We start from the raw sequence: 19,506 nt of genomic DNA, 5'->3' as shown, positions 1-19,506 counted from the left end.
GAGCCGCCAGGGCGTCTGAGACAATCGCGGCATGGATATCGCCAACCTGATTCAAACCATTGCGGTCTACGCCTTGCCGGTGCTGTTCGCAATTACGCTGCATGAGGCAGCTCACGGCTATGTCGCGCGCTATTTCGGCGACAACACGGCCTGGATGCTGGGCCGTATCACGCTCAATCCGGTAAAGCACATCGATCCGGTGGGGACCATCCTCATGCCGGCCTTGATGTACCTGACGACGTTTGCCATCCCCGGCGGCCCGTTTATCCTGGGTTACGCGAAACCGGTTCCGGTGCAATTCGGCAATCTGCGCAATCCGAAGCGAAACATGATCTGGGTGGCACTGGCCGGCCCCGGCATTAATTTTGTACAAGCCATTTTCTGGGGCGTCCTGTTTCTGACCCTGCGCAACATCAACGGCAACTCAGAAGACTTCTTTTCACAGATGGCCACGGCGGGGATACAGGTCAACCTGGCACTTGCGGTGCTGAACCTGTTCCCGCTGCCGCCCCTGGATGGCGGGCGCGTTGCCGTCGGCATACTGCCGTGGAAGTATGGGCAGTACCTTGCACGCATCGAACCCTTTGGCTTTTTTATCGTTCTGGGCCTCATTGTCCTGAAGGTATTTGGCCCTCTCTGGATGCAGCCCATGATGGCGCTGTCTTTTTCCCTCCTCAATCTGGTCCTTACGCCTTTAAAGTTGATCTTCTGATGAGGTCAACTCCGGCAACACTCTCATGACAAGCAACGCCACTACCCGTTTCCTCACCGGCATCACCACCACCGGTACGCCCCACCTGGGCAACTATGTCGGCTCGATCCGGCCGTCGGTCCAGGCCAGCTTTCGCGACGATGTCCGCAGCTTTTACTTCCTGGCCGACTACCACGCACTGATCAAATGCGATGAACCCGCGCGCATCCAGCAGTCCACACTCGAGATCGCGGCGAGCTGGCTGGCCGCCGGGCTGGACCCGGAGCGCGTGACGTTCTATCGCCAGTCCGATATCCCGGAAATCCCTGAGCTCACCTGGCTGCTGACCTGCGTCACGGGCAAGGGCGTGCTCAACCGTGCCCATGCCTACAAGGCCTCTGTCGACAAGAACGAGGCGGCCGGCAACGACCCTGACGCTGACGTCACCGCCGGCCTCTTCATGTACCCGGTGCTGATGGGCGCGGACATCCTGCTGTTCAAGACGCACAAGGTGCCGGTGGGGCGCGACCAGATCCAGCACATCGAAATGGCGCGCGACATGGCGCAGCGCTACAACCACCTGTACGGTGAGCACCTGGTGCTGCCCGAAGCGGTGGTGGAGGAATCAGTCGCGCTGCTGCCCGGGCTGGATGGACGCAAGATGAGCAAGAGCTACGACAACACGATTCCGCTTTTCACCCCACGCGAGCAGATGCGCAAGCTGATCGCCGGCATCCTCACCGATTCACGCGCACCGGGCGAACCCAAGGAAGTCGAGGGCTCGGCGCTGTTCCAGATTTACCAGGCCTTTGCGAGCGCGGACGAAACCCAGGCCCTGCGCAAGGCCTATGCCGAAGGCATTGCCTGGGGCGATGCCAAACAGCTGCTGTTCGAGCGCATTGACCGTGAAGTAGTGCCCATGCGCGAGCGATACCACGACCTCATCAGCGACCCGGCAAAGATCGAGGCGACCTTGCAGGCGGGTGCGCAGAAGGCGCGCGCGGAGGCCACGCCTTTCATGGGCGAGTTGCGTCGCGCCGTTGGTTTGCGCAACCTCGCGATAAAGCCGGCTGGCACGTCGAAAGGGAAGTCAGTCAAAAGTGTTGCTCCGGCCTTCAAGCAATACCGTGAGAAGGACGGCCAGTTCTATTTCAAGCTGCAGGACGCTGATGCCAAGGTGCTTTTGCAGAGCCAAGGCTTTGAATCTCCCCGTGAAGCCGCGCTGATAATTTCCACCCTGCAGAACGAAGGGGCCGGTGCGCTTGCTGCACTGCAAGATAAGCTTCAAATCTTGCCCGGTATCGAGGCAGCCGAGGTGGAAACAGCGCTACGTTTCTTTGCACCTGTAACTCCCTGAGTTGCGGTATTAAGCAATTTGGGCCAGGGGCTTTGATCATGCGCGGCGGCCTTCGACAGAATCACATTGGTACGAAAGACTTATTCATTGTTGTTTTAGGGTATTACCACCCTGAAAAAATACCGCAATTTCAAGTTTATTAGTGCCCCAAAGTTGACATTCACCAGTTATGCTCGATAGCTGACAGGAACGATACTTCAGACGTGAACTAATGAGTATTTTTGTAATAGATGACCATCCGCTGATGCGCGAAGCGGTTGTCATGTTGATTCGCCGCCTTAGCAGCAAAGCCACTGTGACCGAGCTGGACCGGCTCGCCGCGGTAATGCCTGCCGTGCAGCAACACGGTGTCCCCGAACTCATCTGCCTCGACTTGAGGTTGCCTGACACCAATGGTGTTTCGGGCGTGCGTGAGCTCAAACACCAATTCCCCAATGTGCCGCTGGTAGTGCTGTCGGCCGCGCCGGCCCAGGACTACGAGGACTTGTCCATCGAGGCAGGTGCCGATGCCTACATCCAGAAGTCTGCGGGGGCCACCGAGATATCGAACGTCCTGCGCGTCTTCCTGAGTGAAGAACTCGACCCGGAGCCATCCACCCCAACGGAAAAACTGTCCAAGCGGCAAAAGCAGTTGCTGGTCATGCTCGACAAGGGCATGAGCAATCGCGACATCGCCGAAGAGCTGCAGATCAGCGAGCACACGGTGAAAGTGCATTTGTGGCGGCTGTTCCGGCGCCTGAATGTCAAGAGCCGCTCGCAGGCCAGCCACCTGGCGCGCACCCAGGGCTTGCTCTAGCAACACCGGGCAACACTGGGCCGGGTAACACTGGGCCAGGTCACTGGCCCGGCGTGCGCAACTCCACCCAGAAGACGCTGCCACGCCCGCTCCTGGAGGCAAGCCTCACAGGATGCCCCAGCGCCTCACTCAGGCGCGAAACGATGGCCAGGCCCAACCCAAAACCTTCTTCGGTACCCTGCAGGGGAATCCGGTAGAACTCCTGAAAGATCGCCTTCTGGTGCTCTTTCGCGATGCCCACACCGGTGTCCCATATCTCGATGCATGGCACCCCGCGCCGCCGGCGCACAGCCAGCAGCACACCGCCTCGATGCGTGTTGCGCAGTGCGTTCGACAACAGGTTGCCGACCAGCCGCTGAAGCAGCACGGGGTCGGACCTTACCTGCCCCGCCGCAGGGCGAATCCTGAGGCGCAGGTTTCGCTCCCGCGCGAAGGGCGCGTATTGCGCCTCCAGATCCTGCACCAGCCCCGCCAGGTCTACGGCCTGCAGGTTGACCCGCAGTGGGCTGGACTCCAGCCCCGCCAGGTCGAAGAGGGAGTTGAACAGGTCGTTGACCGCCTTGGTGGACCGGACGATCTTGGGTGCTATCTGCGCTACGAATTCTGGCTCGGCAGCCAGCCAGCCGGCGTACAGGTCCAGGGCATGCACCGGCTGACGCAGGTCATGCGCGGCGCTGGCGATAAAACGGTTCTTGATCTCGATGGCCTCAAGGGCGGCACGGCTTTTTTCAGTCAACGATCTGATCAGTTCGGAGTTGTCGTACTGCAGTTCGAGGTTGGCACGCTGCACCTGGTGAAAGCGCTGGCCCGACACGCGAATGACCACCCAGTAAATCACGATCAGCACCACCATACCCCAGGTATTGAACGTGGAAGAAATTCCTCTTTCCAGCATCAGCTGGTAGAAAAATACCGTCAGGGTGGAAATGCCCAGGCCGTTCACATAGCCTTTGAAGCAGGGGAGCCAGGAGGAAAAGGTGCCCACCGCAAACCCGGCCATTCCGACCAGGACGATCATGCCGAGGAACTGGTCATACACGGGCGCTTTGAGGAAGTACACAAACATCGACGCCCCCCAGACCATGGCACTCATGGGCCACGTCCACGTGTAGCGCGCCATGAATGCGCGCAACGCAGGGCCGCTGACGCCCAGCAGCGAACGCTGGTAAATGCCGATGACGCGGTACCGCACCAGGGTCACCAGCGTCGCCGCCGTTGCCCAGATGCCCAGACTGAGCAGGTCTACATGGCGGTAAAGAATCACCACCATGGACACGATCAGGACCAGTGCGGAATGCAGGGCCGGGCGGGCATACCGCATGAAGATATGGATCAACCGCATTTCCACCCAATCCTCGCGCGAGATATCTGGCGCGCCCTGGATAGGCCGGATCGCTGTGGGGTGGTCCATGGAATGCGAGTTTACGTCGCATCCGGGGCCGCAATGCCATCCGCGGCGCACGCCTGTTGCGTTGCGGTCTAGGGACTTACGCTCAGTTAAAAGTCACGCCGGCCCAACGCACGCGGCCAAGCACGGAAAAATCCCGGTCTGTACTTTCGTAGCCCTGGATGTCAAACGGTTCATACGCCGGGTTGTAGCTGCTGACGCGCAATATCTTCCCGGGCAGGCGCTGCAGTTTTTTGACCAGCAAGGCGCCGTCAAGCCGTACCATGTGCACGCCCTCTGTCAGGGCATCGCGATCCCGCAAGTCAGTCAGCACTGCGTCCCTGGAATGCAGCCACGGCTCCATGGAGGCGCCCGCCACCGTGGACATGACAATGTCGTTATGGTCAATGCCCAGGTCATACCGGATGAACTGCACATCAAAGGGACGCATCGCCACGACCGACCCAAGGTCGTTGAATACGTCCCGGCCCGGCGAAGCGCGGAGGTCAAACAGGGGCGCATAGACAAACGTGCCGGTCTCGACCGCGCGCACGTCGCGCGCCACTGCCGCAGCAGCCCGGGTTTCGTCTGGAGCTTCCCGGCCCAGTAGCTGCCCGGGCGTCAACCGGTATTCCCTGGCGAGTACTTCCAGCTCGAACGCATCCGGCAGGCTGTCGCCACGCTCTATGTTCCAGATGGTGTTGCGGTGAACCCCGACCGTGGCCGCAACCTCATTGATTTCCCTTGTGCCCCGGGCCATGCGGCAGCGCTGGCCAAACTGGCGCATGAAAACCGACCTGGCTTCGGTTCGCACAGACCTGGCACTCGCCTTGTCGACGGCTGCTGCGGCCTCATGCAGGTACCACGCAACGGGCTCTTCTGCCTTGACCGGCGCTGCGGCGGTAAAGGAATAGTGCTGGAGCTTGCCAGATGAGCCAGACCCCCCCACCCCTGACGCTGCTTCTTTTGTGTTCATGAACACTATTTTGTTCCCCCAAGCACAAAATGAGCAAACATAACACTCATTTAATTGGTAAAAAATACAATAAAAGTAGCACAAATTGAAACAGGCAGAAAAAAATGTTTGACTTGGCTTGTTTTGTGCTCAGAATATTAGATATGAGCACAATTAAATCGACACCCGCACAGGAAGATATGCACCCCGCCGATGTCATTGCTGCCCTCCGCAAACGCGGTACCAGTCTTCGAAAAATTGCCATGGAAAACGGTTACAGCCACATACAACGCGTGCTGACCAGCCCCTGGCTGGCGGCCGAGCAGCTCGTGGCACGCGCCCTCGACAAAAGGCCCGAGGATCTCTGGCCGTCGCGTTACCTCAATCCCGCCAGCCGGGCGCTGGCCTTTCAGCAGACGCGCAAGATCACGGTCACCATGCCGCACCAGCGCAATCAGGCTCAGCGCAAACTGGCACATGAGCTGACCGCCAACAACGCTCTCACGGATGGACCTCCGTACTCCCAACCGTAAACATCATCAGAGCGCCTGAGCGAGATCGCGACCAATCATGGGCGACCTTATCACCCACGATGTGCGTGCCCTGTGGTTGCGGTTGCGCGCCACCGGTGGCTGGTGGACGCTGGCCTCGCTTCATCCTCACTGGAAACCCACGTATGAACCCAACGATGTCCAGCAAGCCATGGACATGCTGGAAGCGGGCGGCTTTGTGGAAAGCCGCCACCAGACCAGCCGGCTGAGCTACAGCGTCACCCCGGATTGTCAAACTCTGCCCGGCCTTGAGCCTGACCAGGAACCTGCCACCCTCGCGGTGACCAAATGGCCCGATTGGCCCATCCGCCGATGGGTTGACTGGCAGGCAGCCAGAAATGAATTCATCGAAAGACGAATGGCCGGGGCCGCGCTACGGCGGCCACCTCATCCACACCGACACGACATCCAGTCAACCCGATCACAAAGGAATCACATGCTGCTATCCAGCACCGGAATCAAGTTACGCGTTCATCTACGTACCCACGACGGTGAAAACGTCTTTGTAGAACTGGAAAACGAAGACATCGAGAAAGCGGCAATGGCCAAAGCCAGCGTGACCGAAGCCGAAGTTCATCCCATCAGGATGATGTGCGTTGAATTTGTGCAGGCGATGACCAGCCCATTAAACAGCGGTGACCGCCTGAAAGCGTAACCGTAGCCTGGAAGGCCTTCCCTCCTTCGCCGGTGCTGCCCTGAGGGGGCCACCGACGCCGTTGCGGCAGCCGCTCCCGCTCCTCCTGGGCGCAGCGGCAGCGGCAGTGACAGTCACCAGCACTGCGCATCCGTGCCGCCAACGTGAGCAGCAGCAAATCCATAAACCCATACAGCATGAGCGCATGGAACGGTTTCATGGCGCCGGCCTTGTCACATATAGTGACATGTGTTCCTGCAAACATCTCCTCTAATTGAAGGATGTGATGTTCATCGAAATATAGGAAAGTGCACAGGTAAAGCGTGGTCGGTGCAATATGGCGTGATTTTTTGCACCAATTACTTACTACAGGTCCGCACTGCTACGCTTCAGTGGGCCTCCATGAAATGTCCCATTTGAAGAGGGTACGTCATGTCACAAAAATTTCCTGACGCAGACAGCACGACCAACCGCATCAGCCTGACTAATCCGCGCGTCGTGGAGTCGTGGTGCTCCGAGTTGAAATGCACAGAGTATGAATTGCGCGTGGCGGTCTATGCGGTAGGCAGCGAACCCGACGAGATCCGCAGTTATTTTCATCGCAGCAAGGACACCTGCCAGCAATGATTGCGAGCTGAGGTTTAGCCGTCAGTATCGGGAGCCATCCCAGGCTTCTGCCGGCTGGTCATGTATCCCGGCCTCCATTCTGCGAAACGCGAGGCGATTCTCAACATCCTCGCACCACCGCTGAAATGCCTCGGGAGTCGGCGCAGGTCCAACTCCCTTTTGAAAGGCCGCCATCCTTTGCATAAACGCCATATAACGCCGCGTGCGCTCGAGCTCTTCATGCTGCTCAACTCTCACAGCGGCGCGTAGCGTTTCCATAATTCTGGAGTTAGCCATACGCCCTCCTGGGCAGTTAAGAAAACACGGATCGGGTGGGAGTTTTCCTGGAAACGTCAATAGGGCAGCAAGCTGGAAATTGTTAAGAATTTTTAATGTCCATGGGGATGGCGCTTGCGTTAGAAGTTAGAAGCGCGGCCCGGCAGAGTCGGGTTTTCTTCACGGCCTGTTCCTCTCCGCGCAAATCAGGGAACCGCCTGCATTCTCGAAAAGAACACATGCATGAGGTCCGTAAACGCGTCCGCCGGTATGGCGTCTGTTCGGTGCGCATCCAGTTCGGCAATGTGCTCGAGCTCCATGGGAAGCGCTTCAAGCGCCGCCATGGAAATGCCTTTGAAAATGCGTTCCCTTGTCGTCGTGATATAGACGATTCGGCAATTGTGGTGCCGCTTGTCGGTAGCGATGCTCACATACTTCTGAAGCACCGCTTGCTCCGGGCCTTCAATTATTTGTGCAAACACGCCTCCGCCATAAACAAGAAGGCCCGTGATGCCAAGAGGCGGGTTATTTTTCCCCGCGCTCTTCAAAACGCCATTGATCGCATCCTCGTTGATGCCATCTGCGGCATCACTGATGTAGAGCAGTCTGATCATGAGGCCGTGTCCTTGAGTTGAACTTTCAGCAGGCTGGAAGCATGCGTTCCATCGCATGAGGAGCCAGAGCGCTTCAGCATACGACGAAGCCAGACGCAAAGCAAAGTTAGCCACTCATGGAATTCATCAAAACGGTGATGTTCGGGTGTTGACCGCAAAACAAATGCGCGCAATCAATGCAGAATCAACAGTAACGGCACGACGATGGATATTCGCACTCCGGAATGAAAAGTGGATGTGTGGATCTGCCTCAAAGTGCGCCGCTGTTTCCGCGATTTTGTTGCCTCGATGACTAGCCAGGTGGCCAGCTTCTCGGCGTAGTGATAGCGCTTGCTGGCGCTGGCCCGCCTTGGATACTTGGGCTCGCTCTCTTCCGATCGCAGGCGCTTCTTTATTGTGTTGCGAGCCAGGCCTGTACGCCTTGAGATCTCGCGAATGGACATCTGATCCCGCAATGCCCAACGCCTGATGACATTCAATGTCGCCACGTCCATCACTCCTAATTTCCCCCTGCTTTTAAAACAAGCAGGGTAGTGCCTACGTGGGTCAGTTTTGGATGGAAATTACTGCGCTAAGTGGGTCAGATTTCGATGGAATTCAACAGGTAGACATACGAACTAGCGCATGCGCGTAAACGATCGTAGTTAAAGAGCATGCCTTGGGGCGAGTCTAGCTGGACCATAATTATTCGCGCGGCTACTTTCCCTTATATGGGGTGAAAACATGGGGTGAAACGCAAGCCTCAGAAACGAAAAAACCCTTAAAAATCAAAGATCTTTAAGGGCCTTGCGTATCTGGCGGAGAGGGTGGGATTCGAACCCACGGTACCTTGCGGTACGCCTGATTTCGAGTCAGGTACATTCGGCCACTCTGCCACCTCTCCAGTGTGGAAAACGGATTCTAACAGCTGTAGCCGGCCTACTTTGCGGCTGGAGCCAGCACCTTGATGCCGCCCATGTACGGTTGCAGCACTTCCGGCACGGTGACTGAGCCATCAGCGAGCTGGTAGTTCTCCAGCACGGCAACCAGGGTGCGGCCTACGGCCAGGCCGGAGCCATTGAGGGTGTGCACAAACTCGTTCTTGCCTTGCGCGTTCTTGAAGCGGGCCTGCAGGCGGCGGGCCTGGAAGGCTTCGCAGTTGGAGACCGAGCTGATTTCGCGGTAGGTGTTTTGTGCGGGGAGCCACACTTCCAGGTCATAGGTCTTGGCGGCGCCAAAGCCCATGTCGCCGGTGCACAGCAGCATGACGCGATACGGCAGGCCGAGCTTTTGCAAAATGGCTTCGGCGTGGCCCGTCATGGCTTCAAGCGCTTCGTAGCTTTTGTCGGGGTGGGTGATCTGCACCATTTCGACCTTGTCGAACTGGTGTTGGCGGATCATGCCGCGGGTGTCGCGGCCGTAGCTTCCGGCTTCGGACCTGAAGCACGGCGTGTGCGCGGTGTACTGAAGCGGCAAGTCAGCTTCGGCGACGATTTCATCGCGCACGAAGTTGGTCAGCGGCACCTCCGACGTGGGGATCAGGTACAGCGCGGTGCTTTCGGCTTCGGCTGCGCCCTCTTGCCCGCCTTTCTTGGCGGCAAACAGGTCTTCTTCAAACTTGGGCAACTGGCCGGTGCCGCGCAGCGAATCGCCGTTGACGATGTAGGGCGTGTAGCACTCGGTGTAACCATGCTCGGCGGTTTGCACGTCGAGCATGAACTGCGCAAGCGCGCGATGCAGGCGCGCCAGCGGGCCTTTCATCACGGTAAAACGCGAACCGGTCAGCTTGGTGCCGAGTTCAAAGTCCAGCCCCAGGGGCTGACCCACATCGACATGGTCTTTCACTTCAAAAGCGAAAGCCGGCGGCTCGCCGCCCGGGCCTTCGATCGGGGCCCATTTGCGTACTTCGACATTGCCGGCTTCGCCCGCGCCTTGCGGCACGCTTTCATGCGGCAGGTTGGGCACAGCCAGCAGCAGAGTTTGCATGTCGGTCTGGATCTGGTCCAGCCGCGCGGCGGACGATTCGAGCTCGGCCTTGGAAGCACTCACCTGCGCCATGATGGCGCTGGCGTCTTCACCCTTGGACTTGAGCTGGCCGATCTGCTTGGACAGCGTGTTGCGCTGGTTCTGCAACTCTTCGGTGCGGATCTGCAGGGCCTTGCGTTCGGCCTCCAGCGCCTGGAAGGCTTCCACGTTCAGGAAGGCTTGCGGGGTTTTACGGGTCTCCAGCCGGGCGATGGCCGACGGCAGGTCTTTGCGAAGCAGGTTGATATCTAGCATGGGGCCATTGTATTTTGTGCAGCTGCGATCACCAGAGCCCGTTCAGCTCAGTTCAGGCTGGCCGGGTCCAGATTGGCACCGCAGATGATGAGGCAGACTTTTTCGTCGGCGCGCGGGCGGTAGCGGCCGCTTTGCAGCGCGGCCAGCGGCAGGGCCGCCGCGGGCTCGACGGCCAGCTTCAGTTCTTTCCAGAGCCACAGCTGCGCGGCGCGTATCGATTCGTCGGTCAGCAGCAGCGCATCACGCACATGGGCCTGCGTGGCATCCCAGGCCAGGCTGCCGATGCGTTTGGCGCCCAGTGAGTCGGCGGCGATGCCGCCAACGGCCACGTCCACCGGCTCACCAGCCTCACGGGCTTTGTACAAAGTGGGCGCCAGCTCAGGCTCCAGCGCCACCACACGGCTGCGCCGCTCAAACCAGCTGGCCACACCGCCAATCAGGCCGCCGCCACCCACGCTGACCAGCACGGCATCGGGCACACCGCCCTGCTGCTCGATCTCTGCGGCCATCGTGCCAGCGCCGGCAAGTACTTCGGGCTGGTCATAGGCATGTGTCAGCAGCGCGCCGGTTTCCTGCTGGCGCGCCAGGCAGGCTTTCAGCGCGTCGGCGTACGCCGCTCCCGTCACCACCACCTCGGCGCCCAGCGCGGCCAGCTTGGCGCGCTTGGCGGGGGTCGACACCTCAGGCACAAAGACTTCGCAGCGCACGCCCAGCTCGCGGGCCGCGGCGGCTGTGGCAATGCCCGCGTTGCCGCCGGAAGCCACGATCACGCCGCTGGCCGGAATGGGATTGGACAGCAGGCGGTTGAGCATGCCGCGCGCCTTGAAGCTGCCGCCGGTTTGCAGGTGTTCGAGCTTGAGCCAGACCTCAGCGCATTCCACGCCCAGCGCCTTGCCAGGCAGCTTCCACAGCGGTGTTTTATGAATAAAGTGGCTGTAGCCCGCTTCGAACTTGCGCAAGCAGCTCTCAATTTGATAGCGATTGGTCATATGGAAAAAAGAAGAAATCAGGTCAGAGCTGATGCAGCTGGCTGTCATTGACTTCCAGCATCTGGCCCTGCGCATCGAGCTTCAGGCCCTTGGGCAGCGGGAACTTGATGGTCTCCTCAATGCCTTCCATCTTGCGCACCGACACAGCGCCCAGCGCCTTGATGCGGTCTATCACCTGCTTGACGAGAATTTCGGGCGCCGAAGCACCTGCCGTGAGGCCGACCCGGCCCTTGCCCTCAAACCACGACTCCTTCAGCTCGCTGGCGTCGTCCACCATATAGGCCTCGGTGCCCAGCTTGGCGGCCAGCTCGCGCAGGCGGTTGCTGTTGGAGCTGGTCGGGCTGCCGACCACGATGAGGATGTCCACCTGCGGGCTCAGCACCTTGACGGCGTCCTGCCGGTTCTGCGTGGCGTAGCAGATGTCCTGGTGTTTGGGTTCGCGCACTTGCGGAAAGCGCGCCTTTACCGCCGCACTGATCTCGGCCGCGTCGTCCACGCTCAGCGTGGTCTGCGTGACGACTGCCAGGCGTTCGGTCTGGGCAGGGCTGATGCGCCACACGTCGGCCACGTCTTCCACCAGGTGGATGCCGCTGTCGAGCTGGCCCATGGTGCCTTCGACCTCGGGGTGGCCCTTGTGGCCGATCATGATGAACTCGTAGCCCTCTTTGTGCAGCTTGGCCACTTCCACATGTACCTTGGTCACCAGCGGGCAGGTGGCGTCAAAAATCTGGAAGCCGCGGCGCTCGGCCTCTTTCTGGATGGCCTGGCTCACGCCGTGCGCGCTGAACACCAGCGTGGCGCCCGGGGGCACGTCGTCGAGCTCTTCAATAAAGATCGCGCCTTTTTCCTTGAGGTCGTTGACGACATAGGTGTTGTGCACGATCTCGTGGCGCACGTATATCGGCCTGCCGAATTTCGTTAATGCCCGCTCGACGATTTCGATGGCACGGTCGACGCCGGCGCAGAAACCCCTCGGTTCCGCGAGAAGGATTTCCTGGGGAAGCAATCTGGATTCAGTCATAACACCCCAATCACTTGCACTTCAAACACCACCGGCTGGCCTGCCAGCGGATGGTTGAAGTCGAACTGCACCGCGTCGCCGCCCTCTTTGACCTGCTGCACAGCGCCAGCGTACTGGCCCATGCCATCCGGCGTGGGAAACTGCACCACATCGCCCACTTTGTACTTCTCATCCGGGTCGCCCAGTTCGTTGAGCAGCTTGCGCGCCACCCACTGCACCAGCTCCGGGTTGCGGTCGCCAAACGCAACGCCTGCGGGCAACTCAAACGTTGTGCGCGTGCCTTCGGGCAGGCCAATCAGCCGCTGCTCAATGGCCGGAGAGAGCTCGCCCGTACCCAGGCTCAGGGTGGCGGGCTTGCCGTCAAAGGTGTTGATGATGTCCGCGCCCGGTTTGCCGTCCACGGAGGGCCCGGCCATGCGGTAGTGCAGGGTCAGGAACGAGCCTTGCTGGACAAGGGTTGCGTCGGGGGTTTCCACGGTGGACATAGGGCTTTCGGGGCCAGGCGAGCAGCCGGCAACGGTTTGTAAAGGGAGGATCAGCCCCCCTATTGTAGAAAACCGGGAGTGCCCAGGCCGATCACCGGTTTTTCCGGAGGTTTTTGGAGGTTTGTTCCCCAATTCCACGGCAAGCAGCCAGTCTGCCGCTTGTGGCGGGGTTTTCGCCAGCGCCCGATGCGGATGACTGGCATGCTTTCTGCTGACTCACTTCCATGGACACTGCCATCACATCCCCACACACGCCAGCCCCGCCGGCCGGCCCGGATCACGACCTGCGGATTGACCCGCAGCGCCTCTGGGCCTCACTCATGGATCTCGCTGCCGTGGGGGCGACAGAAAAAGGCGGTGTATGCCGGCTGGCCCTGACCGAGCTTGACCGCCAGGGGCGCGCGCTCTTCGTGCGCTGGGCAACCGAAGCAGGCTGCACGCTGCGCGTGGATGCCATCGGCAACCTGTTCGCGCGCCGCGAGGGGCAGGACCCTTCGCTTCCTGCCGTTGCCACCGGCAGCCATATCGACACCCAACCTACCGGCGGCAAGTTCGACGGGAACTACGGTGTACTGGCCGGGCTGGAAGTGCTGCGCACGCTCAACGACGCGGGCATACGCACCGTCGCGCCGCTGGAAGTCTGCGTCTGGACCAACGAGGAAGGCTCGCGTTTCGTGCCGGTGATGATGGGCTCGGGTGTCTACGCCGGCGCTTTCACCCTGCAGTCAGCGCTTGAGGCCGCCGATCGCGACGGTATCCGCGTCGGCGAGGCACTCCAGGCCATCGGGTTTGACGGCACGGCGCCCGCTGCGGTGAACGACGGTGCACCGCGCTTCGGCGCCTATTTTGAGGCCCACATCGAACAGGGACCGGTGCTCGAAGATGCCGACATTCCGCTGGGTGTGGTCACCGGTGCGCTTGGCCAGCGCTGGTATGACGTGGTGGTCACCGGCCAGGAAGCGCATGCCGGCCCCACCCCGATGACATTGCGGCGCGATGCCCTGCAGGGCGCCACCGGCCTCATGCAGGCCGTGCGCAGCATCGCATTGGACGAACAGCCTGACGGCCGCGGCACCGTGGGCTATGTGCAGGTGCATCCCAATTCGCGCAATGTGATCCCGGGCCGCGTGACCTTCACTGTGGACTTCCGCCACGGCAACGACGAAGGCCTGAGCCGCATGGACGGGCGCTTGCGCCATGCCTGCGCCGCACTCAGCCAGTCAGGCGGCCTCACGGTCGGGATTGAGCAGACCGTGTACTACCCGCCGGCACGCTTCGCCGAGCCGCTGGTGGCTGCCGTGCGCGAAGGCGCGAAGCGCATGGGCCTGGCCCACCTGGACATCGTGAGCGGTGCCGGCCACGACGCCGTGTACGTCGCCCGCACCGCGCCGGCCGCCATGATTTTTGTCCCCTGCAAAGACGGCATCTCGCACAACGAGATCGAAGACGCCAAGCCGGAACACCTGGCAGCCGGCGCCAACGTGCTGCTGCACGCGATGCTCGACCAGGCGGGTGTGGCCGCAGCATGAAGGTACTCGCGCCGCAGCCGCTGACGCCAGACGCATTTGCGCCCTACGGCACCGTGGTGCAGGTGCCGGCCGGCGCCGAAGGCCACGCCATTAACGGCGGGACATCCGAGCGCTTCGACCTGATCGGCGACCTGCAGCTTGATGCAGACGGAGGGCGGCCGATGCTGGCGATATTTCGCGCACAGGCGCGGCGCTTTCCCCATGCAGTCGATGAAATGGAGTGCCATGCGCTGGGCAGCCAGACTTTTGTGCCACTGGGCGAGCGCCGCTTTGTCATCGTGGTGGCGCCGGCCGGCGCGCCGCCTTCTGGCGATACGCTGGCCGCCTTCATCACCGACGGCTGCCAGGGCGTGGCGCTTGCGCCCGGCACCTGGCACCACGCCTTGCTGGCGGTAGACGCAGGCGATTTTGTGGTGCTTGAGCGCGCCGCGGCAGCCGTCGACTGTGGCACCTGCCGGCTGCAACAACCCGTGACGGTTGCAGCGCTTGCATGAACCGCTTGAACTGCATAAGCTGCATGAACTACGCAACTGCCTGAAGGAACCCGGCCTGTGGTTCGCATTGGATTGATCTCCGACACCCATGGCCTCCTGAGGCCGGAAGCCCTCGCGTTCCTGCGCGGATGCGATCACATCATCCATGCCGGGGATATCTGCGAGCCGGGCGTCCTCGAAGCGCTGGCAACGCTGGCGCCGGTGACGGCGGTGCGCGGCAACAATGACCGGGGCGCCTGGGCCGACGCCCTGCCCGTCTCGACATGGCTGAACATCGGCGAAGTCACGATCCATGTGATCCACGATCTTGCGGAGCTGGACATCGACCCGGCCGCAGCGGGTGTGCAGGTGGTCGTGTCGGGCCATTCGCACCAGCCCCTGATCGAGGAGCGCGAAGGCGTGTTGTTCGTGAATCCCGGCAGTGCCGGTCCGCGCCGCTTCAGGCTCCCGATCACCCTTGCCGAACTCCAGATCGACGGCCCTGCCATCAACCCGCGCATAGAAAAGATTCAGGCAGAGATTCAGGCCGTCGAGACAGACTGAAGGCGCCCTTTAGCTATCAAATCAATAGCTGGTCGCGCATGTTCTACATGGTCTGGGGGCTGATTCTTCTTAAGAAAATCAAAAATATTCGGCATCAAGCCTCAATGTGCTGCGCCAGTGCCACCAGCGCCCGGTCCGAGCCCGCCGGCCCGAGCAGTGACAGGCCCAGTGGGGCGCCCTCACGCTGGGCCAGAGGCATCGACAGCTGCGGAAAACCGCTCAGGCCGGCGATGCACAGCAGCCGGATGGCGCGGTTGCGGTAGTCCTCCAGCCCGGCCTCGCCTTCGCTGCGCAACGGCGCAATGTCGGGCATGGTCGGCATCAGCAATACGCCGTCGCTGCCAAGCAGCGCGGCCAGGTGGCTGCGAAAGGCCGCGCGAAAAGCACGGCCCGCGCTGACCTGCGCATCCGTCACATCACGCGACCAGGCAAAGCGCTCGGCCACGCCCGGCCCCAGCGGCGGCGCGTAGCGCTCAATCAGCGGCCCGTCGGTCAGCCAGGCCTCGTGCGCCTGTACGTACCGGAAATTCCAGTACATCGCATCGAAGGACTCCAGCGCCACGGTGGTGCCCTGCGCAGTGCCGAGCACGCCCTGCACCCGTTCGACGGCGCCCTGCAACGCAACGGCCGCCGCCGGCACGGCCAGCGACCACACGTCTTCAGGATGCAGCAGCCGCACGCGACCTGGCAGCGCGGCGGCATCGGGGCCAAGCAACACGTCGGCCACCCGTGCGAAGGTGTGAATATCCCGCGCGAACCAGCCGCAGGTGTCCAGGCTGGGCGCCAGGTCCAACGCGCCCTCCAGGCTGATGCGGCCATGCGTTGGGCGCAGCCCATACAGCCCGCAGTGATTGGCCGGCGCCCGCACGGAGCCACCGGTGTCCGTGCCCAGCGCGAAATCGCACAGGCCCGAAGACACAGCCGAGGCCGAGCCTGATGAACTGCCGCCGGTGATGCGGTCTTTGGCAGCGCCGTTGATCGGCGCGCCGAAGTGCGCGTTGTTGCCGTTCATCGAAAAGGCCAGCTCATCCGTGACCGTCTTGCCGGAAAACCGCGCGCCTGCATCGAGCAGCCGCTGCACGGTGGGCGCGGTACGCGTCTTGATGCCGGACATCGCCAGCACAAAAGGGCTGCCGCCACCTGTGGGATAGCCCGCCACATCGAACAGGTCCTTCACGCCGAAGCTGAGATCCGAGAGCGGGCCGGTGGCAGCGCGCGGCACCGGAGCGTCGGGATAGGGAACGAAGGCGTGGGCGGGGTCGTGCAGGGGCATAACGTGAAGGCGGTGATCAGGCAACCAGGGTGGGCGCAATCGCCGCGGCGGCGTCGGTGTGGATGCAGCGTGCACGGTGGTTGGGCGCCAGCTCGACCACCGGCGGCTGCGCGGCGCGGCAGGCCTCAGTGGCCAGTGCGCAGCGCTCGGCAAAGGCACAGCCGGGCGGCAGCGCCGACAGGTCGGGCGGCGCGCCGCCTATGGTTTCCAGCCGGGTGCCGCGTGCCAGCGCGCCGTGCGCCCGGCTCTTGAGCAGCGCGATCGTGTAGGGATGGCGCGGTGAGCGGATCAGCTCGCGCGCCGTGCCTTCTTCGACAATGCGGCCCGCGTACATCACGGCGATGCGGTCGGCCACCTCGACGGCCGCGCCGATATCGTGCGTCACGAAGATCACCGACAGGCCCAGGTCACGCTGCAGCTCGCGCAGCAGCAGCAAAATCTGGATCTGCACGGTCGCGTCGAGCGCGGTGGTCGGCTCGTCGGCCAGCAGGAGCTGCGGCTTGCAGGCCAGCGCCAGCGCGATCATCGCGCGCTGGCGCATGCCGCCCGACATCTCGTGCGGATAGGCCGCAAGGCGCCGCTCGGGGCTGGGGATGCGCACGCGCTCGAACAGCGCCAGCGCGCGCTGGTGCGCTTCAGCCTTGCCCACACGCTCATGCCGGCGTATCGACTCCATGATCTGGGCCCCCACCGAATAGACCGGGTCCAGCGCCAGCAGCGGCTCCTGGAAGATCATCGAGGCGACCTTGCCGCGGAAGTCGTCGAGCTCGCCGGTTGACATGGCGAGCACATCACGCCCGGCCACCTGCACCTGGCCGCCCATGCGGGTGCGGCGCTCGGGGTGCAGGCGCAGCAGGGTGCGCATGGTCACGCTCTTGCCAGAACCGGATTCGCCGATCAGCGCAACCACCTCGCCGCGCTGCACCTCCAGGCTCACGCCGCTCACGGCCTGCACGGGCTTGCGCCCGCCGCTGAATGTCACGCTGAGGTCCTTCAGGCGAACCATCGGCTCGCAAGAGGAAGGAAACGAGGAAGAGGAAGAAGAGGCGTTCGCAGTCATGGGGTCACGCCGCCCTGGCCAGCGGTGCAGCATCCGGGTGCCCGCTGCCGGGTTCGTGGATCAGGCAACTCACGGCGTGCTGTGCGCCGGTGGCGATGCGCGCCGGCACCACCTGGCTGCACACCGGCGCGGCCAGTGCACAGCGCGGGTGAAAGCGGCAGCCCGAGGGCGGGTTGATCGGGTTCGGCGGGTCACCGGCCAGCGCCGCTTCTTCGGTGCGGTGGTCCGGGTCCATTGAGGGCATCGACGACAGCAGCGCGCGTGTGTAGGGATGGGCCGGCGCGTCGTACAGTGCATCGGCCGGGCCGATTTCGGCAACCTGGCCAAGGTACATCACCATCACGCGGTCGCTCACGTAGCGCACCACATTGAGATCGTGGCTGATAAAGACATAGGTCAGGCCGAACTCGGCCTTCAGGTCGAGCAGCAGGTTGATGACCTGCGCCTCGACCGATTTGTCGAGCGCCGACACCGCTTCATCAAGAATCACCATGCGCGGCTGCAGCGCCAGCGCACGCGCAATATTGACGCGCTGGCGCTGCCCGCCCGACAACTCGTGCGGGTAGCGCTCGGCAAAACGCTGCGGCTCCAGGCCCACGCGCGCGAGCAGGTCGCGTGCGCGCGCAATCGCCTCGCGCCTGGGCACGTTGTGCACCTGCGGGCCGAAGGCAATCGAGTCTTCGATCGTGAGCCGCGGGTTAAGCGAAGCGTAGCTGTCCTGGAAGACCATCTGCACCTGGCGCCTGAACTCCTTGAGCGGCAGGTCGCGGCCGCCGACGGTGCGCCCGTCGAAGACAACCTCGCCGCCGGTAGGCGCGATCAGCTGCATCAACAACCGCGCCGTGGTCGACTTGCCGCAGCCTGACTCGCCGACAACCCCCAGCGTCTCACCTTTGAACACTTCGAAATCAACACCGTCGACGGCGCGCACCACACCGCCACCACGGCCCAGCGGATCCTTCTTGAGCGGGAAGTGCTTGACCAGCCCGGAAATCGTGAGCAAGGGCTGCGCGGGGCCTCCGACGTCGTTCATTGCGTCCATGGTTTCAGCCCTTGTTGTCCATGGCGGAGCGCAGACCATCGGACAGGATGTTGAATGAGATGGAGGTGATGAAGATCATCGCCCCGGGCAGTGCCGCGACCCAGGGCTGCACATAGATCGCGGTGCGCAGCGTGTTGAGCATCAGGCCCCACTCCGGCTCCGGTGGTTTCACGCCGAGCCCAAGGAAAGACAGGCCCGAGGCGAGGATCATCGAGACCGCGATCAGGCTGGTGGCGTAAACAAAAATCGGCCCCAGCACATTGCCCAGAACATGCACCCGCACAATGGTGAAGGGGCCGGCACCCGAGGCCCTGGCCGCCTCCACATAGTCGCGGTTACGCACCTGCGTGGTCACGCTTTCGGCCACCCGCGCAATCTGCGGAATAAACACGATGGTCAGCGAAATCAGGGAGTTGACGATGCCCGCGCCCAGCACGCCGGACAGTGCAATGGCCAGCAGCACCGACGGAAAGGCATAAAACACATCGATGGTGCGCATGATGGCGGTGTTGATGAATCCGCCTGCGTAGCCGGCCAGGATGCCGATCGTCGAGCCGACGGCAAAGGCACAGACCACGGGCGTGATGCCGATGAAAAGCGAGAGCCGTGCGCCCACGATCAGGCGCGACAGCATGTCGCGGCCGAGTTCGTCACTGCCCAGCGGCAGGCCTTCGGTGCCGATCGGCTTGAGCCGCTTGAGCATTGACGAGGCGTAGGGATCTGCCGGCGCGAGCCACGGGCCGAACACCGCCAGGCCGATCAGCAGCAGCACCACAAAAGCAGCGCCCATCGCGACCGGGTCGCGCGTGAAGCGCAGCATGGCCGAGGCCCAGTAGCCGCGCGAGCGCTGCATGGGCAGCGGCTTCACATCGGCGGCGGCAGTGGAGGCGCTGGATGCGCTGGAAGTGGCGGATACGTCGGAGGTGGCGGTCACGGTGCTCATG

20 protein-coding genes, 1 tRNA gene and 1 pseudogene are annotated in these 19,506 nt (G+C 62.3%); 9 read left to right on the top strand and 13 right to left on the bottom strand.

Annotation, left to right across the window (positions count from 1 at the left end; translation table 11 throughout):
- The first annotated feature begins 31 nt into the window (after positions 1-31).
- The 3 genes from AC1DY9_RS06990 to AC1DY9_RS06980 all read left to right on the top strand — a co-directional run bounded on the left by AC1DY9_RS06990 (position 32) and on the right by AC1DY9_RS06980 (position 2,844).
- Complete coding sequence (locus AC1DY9_RS06990) at positions 32-712, top strand: site-2 protease family protein (RefSeq protein ID WP_457279562.1); 681 nt, start codon at positions 32-34, stop codon at positions 710-712.
- Positions 713-737: 25 nt separating this feature from the next.
- The gene (locus AC1DY9_RS06985; protein WP_477666127.1) at positions 738-2,048 is read left to right on the top strand and encodes a tryptophan--tRNA ligase; all 1,311 of its coding nucleotides are present in this window, start codon (positions 738-740) and stop codon (positions 2,046-2,048) included.
- Between the two features lie 211 nt (positions 2,049-2,259).
- Entirely contained in the window at positions 2,260-2,844 is a 585-nt protein-coding gene (locus AC1DY9_RS06980) for a response regulator transcription factor (protein ID WP_457279564.1), read from the top strand.
- 40 nt (positions 2,845-2,884) lie between these two features.
- Here the strand turns inward: AC1DY9_RS06980 and AC1DY9_RS06975 are convergent, their stop codons facing one another.
- Together AC1DY9_RS06975 and AC1DY9_RS06970 are read right to left on the bottom strand one after the other, a co-directional pair.
- Positions 2,885-4,255: a sensor histidine kinase gene (locus AC1DY9_RS06975; protein ID WP_457279565.1), complete on the bottom strand. Its 1,371-nt coding sequence runs from the start codon at positions 4,253-4,255 to the stop codon at positions 2,885-2,887.
- A gap of 82 nt (positions 4,256-4,337) precedes the next feature.
- Positions 4,338-5,207: an XRE family transcriptional regulator gene (locus AC1DY9_RS06970; RefSeq protein WP_457279566.1), complete on the bottom strand. Its 870-nt coding sequence runs from the start codon at positions 5,205-5,207 to the stop codon at positions 4,338-4,340.
- 143 nt (positions 5,208-5,350) lie between these two features.
- Here AC1DY9_RS06970 and AC1DY9_RS06965 point away from each other — a divergent pair, with 143 nt between their 5' ends.
- The 3 genes from AC1DY9_RS06965 (at position 5,351) to AC1DY9_RS06955 (ending at position 6,998) form a co-directional block, all read left to right on the top strand.
- Entirely contained in the window at positions 5,351-5,719 is a 369-nt protein-coding gene (locus AC1DY9_RS06965; protein WP_457279567.1) for a helix-turn-helix domain-containing protein, read from the top strand.
- Positions 5,720-5,888: 169 nt separating this feature from the next.
- Positions 5,889-6,392: a hypothetical protein gene (locus AC1DY9_RS06960; RefSeq protein ID WP_477666126.1), complete on the top strand. Its 504-nt coding sequence runs from the start codon at positions 5,889-5,891 to the stop codon at positions 6,390-6,392.
- A gap of 411 nt (positions 6,393-6,803) precedes the next feature.
- A complete protein-coding gene (locus AC1DY9_RS06955) occupies positions 6,804-6,998 on the top strand; it encodes a DUF3606 domain-containing protein (RefSeq protein WP_457279569.1) in 195 nt (64 codons plus the stop codon).
- A gap of 461 nt (positions 6,999-7,459) precedes the next feature.
- Here the strand turns inward: AC1DY9_RS06955 and AC1DY9_RS06950 are convergent, their stop codons facing one another.
- The 7 genes and pseudogenes from AC1DY9_RS06950 to AC1DY9_RS06920 form a co-directional block, all read right to left on the bottom strand.
- A complete protein-coding gene (locus tag AC1DY9_RS06950; RefSeq protein WP_477666125.1) occupies positions 7,460-7,867 on the bottom strand; it encodes a BLUF domain-containing protein in 408 nt (135 codons plus the stop codon).
- Positions 7,868-8,106: 239 nt separating this feature from the next.
- Positions 8,107-8,364 (bottom strand): annotated as a pseudogene (locus AC1DY9_RS06945) (IS21 family transposase); the annotation flags it as partial.
- 298 nt (positions 8,365-8,662) lie between these two features.
- A tRNA-Ser gene (locus tag AC1DY9_RS06940) sits at positions 8,663-8,750 on the bottom strand.
- 35 nt (positions 8,751-8,785) lie between these two features.
- Positions 8,786-10,126: a serine--tRNA ligase gene (gene serS / locus AC1DY9_RS06935; protein WP_477666124.1), complete on the bottom strand. Its 1,341-nt coding sequence runs from the start codon at positions 10,124-10,126 to the stop codon at positions 8,786-8,788.
- Positions 10,127-10,173: 47 nt separating this feature from the next.
- Positions 10,174-11,115 (bottom strand): threonine/serine dehydratase, encoded by a 942-nt coding sequence (locus tag AC1DY9_RS06930; RefSeq protein ID WP_477666123.1) that lies wholly within the window; start codon positions 11,113-11,115, stop codon positions 10,174-10,176.
- Positions 11,116-11,137: 22 nt separating this feature from the next.
- Positions 11,138-12,136, bottom strand: coding sequence for a 4-hydroxy-3-methylbut-2-enyl diphosphate reductase (gene ispH, locus AC1DY9_RS06925; RefSeq protein WP_477666122.1), 999 nt, complete (start codon positions 12,134-12,136; stop codon positions 11,138-11,140).
- A complete protein-coding gene (locus AC1DY9_RS06920; RefSeq protein WP_477666121.1) occupies positions 12,133-12,621 on the bottom strand; it encodes an FKBP-type peptidyl-prolyl cis-trans isomerase in 489 nt (162 codons plus the stop codon). The genes ispH and AC1DY9_RS06920 overlap by 4 nt, the downstream gene beginning before the upstream one ends.
- A gap of 224 nt (positions 12,622-12,845) precedes the next feature.
- Between AC1DY9_RS06920 and AC1DY9_RS06915 the strand changes: the two genes are divergently transcribed.
- Genes AC1DY9_RS06915 through AC1DY9_RS06905 form a run of 3 tightly spaced genes read left to right on the top strand, consistent with a single transcriptional unit; the run spans position 12,846 to position 15,187 of the window.
- The gene (locus AC1DY9_RS06915) at positions 12,846-14,150 is read left to right on the top strand and encodes a Zn-dependent hydrolase (protein WP_457279575.1); all 1,305 of its coding nucleotides are present in this window, start codon (positions 12,846-12,848) and stop codon (positions 14,148-14,150) included.
- On the top strand, positions 14,147-14,644 hold the full coding sequence (locus tag AC1DY9_RS06910) for an ureidoglycolate lyase (protein WP_457279576.1): 498 nt from the start codon (positions 14,147-14,149) through the stop codon (positions 14,642-14,644). Before AC1DY9_RS06915 ends, AC1DY9_RS06910 begins: the two co-directional genes overlap by 4 nt.
- Before the next feature lie 57 nt (positions 14,645-14,701).
- On the top strand, positions 14,702-15,187 hold the full coding sequence (locus AC1DY9_RS06905; RefSeq protein ID WP_457279577.1) for a metallophosphoesterase family protein: 486 nt from the start codon (positions 14,702-14,704) through the stop codon (positions 15,185-15,187).
- 94 nt (positions 15,188-15,281) lie between these two features.
- Here AC1DY9_RS06905 and AC1DY9_RS06900 read toward each other — a convergent pair whose 3' ends face one another.
- From AC1DY9_RS06900 to AC1DY9_RS06885, 4 genes are read right to left on the bottom strand one after another with little or no spacing between them, the layout of a single operon-like run.
- Positions 15,282-16,460, bottom strand: coding sequence for an amidase (locus tag AC1DY9_RS06900; RefSeq protein WP_477666120.1), 1,179 nt, complete (start codon positions 16,458-16,460; stop codon positions 15,282-15,284).
- Between the two features lie 16 nt (positions 16,461-16,476).
- Positions 16,477-17,466 (bottom strand): ABC transporter ATP-binding protein, encoded by a 990-nt coding sequence (locus AC1DY9_RS06895; protein WP_477666386.1) that lies wholly within the window; start codon positions 17,464-17,466, stop codon positions 16,477-16,479.
- Positions 17,467-17,524: 58 nt separating this feature from the next.
- Positions 17,525-18,562, bottom strand: a complete 1,038-nt coding sequence (locus AC1DY9_RS06890) for an ABC transporter ATP-binding protein (RefSeq protein ID WP_457279579.1) — start codon at positions 18,560-18,562, stop codon at positions 17,525-17,527.
- Positions 18,563-18,566: 4 nt separating this feature from the next.
- Entirely contained in the window at positions 18,567-19,505 is a 939-nt protein-coding gene (locus AC1DY9_RS06885) for an ABC transporter permease (RefSeq protein ID WP_477666119.1), read from the bottom strand.
- Position 19,506: the final 1 nt, after the last annotated feature.

The sequence above is a fragment of the Polaromonas sp. P1_F6 genome (genome assembly GCF_056405695.1).
The sequence above is the reverse complement of the archived record's forward strand: the minus strand, read 5'-3'. Positions and strand labels throughout refer to the sequence as shown.

Coding starts and splice junctions, on each gene's coding strand:
- AC1DY9_RS06990 (WP_457279562.1), top strand. CDS start 32: ATGGATATCGCCAACCTGATTCAAACCATTGCGGTCTACGCCTTGCCG.
- AC1DY9_RS06985 (WP_477666127.1), top strand. CDS start 738: ATGACAAGCAACGCCACTACCCGTTTCCTCACCGGCATCACCACCACC.
- AC1DY9_RS06980 (WP_457279564.1), top strand. CDS start 2,260: ATGAGTATTTTTGTAATAGATGACCATCCGCTGATGCGCGAAGCGGTT.
- AC1DY9_RS06975 (WP_457279565.1), bottom strand. CDS start 4,255: ATGGACCACCCCACAGCGATCCGGCCTATCCAGGGCGCGCCAGATATC.
- AC1DY9_RS06970 (WP_457279566.1), bottom strand. CDS start 5,207: ATGAACACAAAAGAAGCAGCGTCAGGGGTGGGGGGGTCTGGCTCATCT.
- AC1DY9_RS06965 (WP_457279567.1), top strand. CDS start 5,351: ATGAGCACAATTAAATCGACACCCGCACAGGAAGATATGCACCCCGCC.
- AC1DY9_RS06960 (WP_477666126.1), top strand. CDS start 5,889: ATGGACATGCTGGAAGCGGGCGGCTTTGTGGAAAGCCGCCACCAGACC.
- AC1DY9_RS06955 (WP_457279569.1), top strand. CDS start 6,804: ATGTCACAAAAATTTCCTGACGCAGACAGCACGACCAACCGCATCAGC.
- AC1DY9_RS06950 (WP_477666125.1), bottom strand. CDS start 7,867: ATGATCAGACTGCTCTACATCAGTGATGCCGCAGATGGCATCAACGAG.
- serS (WP_477666124.1), bottom strand. CDS start 10,126: ATGCTAGATATCAACCTGCTTCGCAAAGACCTGCCGTCGGCCATCGCC.
- AC1DY9_RS06930 (WP_477666123.1), bottom strand. CDS start 11,115: ATGACCAATCGCTATCAAATTGAGAGCTGCTTGCGCAAGTTCGAAGCG.
- ispH (WP_477666122.1), bottom strand. CDS start 12,136: ATGACTGAATCCAGATTGCTTCCCCAGGAAATCCTTCTCGCGGAACCG.
- AC1DY9_RS06920 (WP_477666121.1), bottom strand. CDS start 12,621: ATGTCCACCGTGGAAACCCCCGACGCAACCCTTGTCCAGCAAGGCTCG.
- AC1DY9_RS06915 (WP_457279575.1), top strand. CDS start 12,846: ATGGACACTGCCATCACATCCCCACACACGCCAGCCCCGCCGGCCGGC.
- AC1DY9_RS06910 (WP_457279576.1), top strand. CDS start 14,147: ATGAAGGTACTCGCGCCGCAGCCGCTGACGCCAGACGCATTTGCGCCC.
- AC1DY9_RS06900 (WP_477666120.1), bottom strand. CDS start 16,460: ATGCCCCTGCACGACCCCGCCCACGCCTTCGTTCCCTATCCCGACGCT.
- AC1DY9_RS06895 (WP_477666386.1), bottom strand. CDS start 17,466: ATGGTTCGCCTGAAGGACCTCAGCGTGACATTCAGCGGCGGGCGCAAG.
- AC1DY9_RS06890 (WP_457279579.1), bottom strand. CDS start 18,562: ATGGACGCAATGAACGACGTCGGAGGCCCCGCGCAGCCCTTGCTCACG.
- AC1DY9_RS06885 (WP_477666119.1), bottom strand. CDS start 19,505: ATGAGCACCGTGACCGCCACCTCCGACGTATCCGCCACTTCCAGCGCA.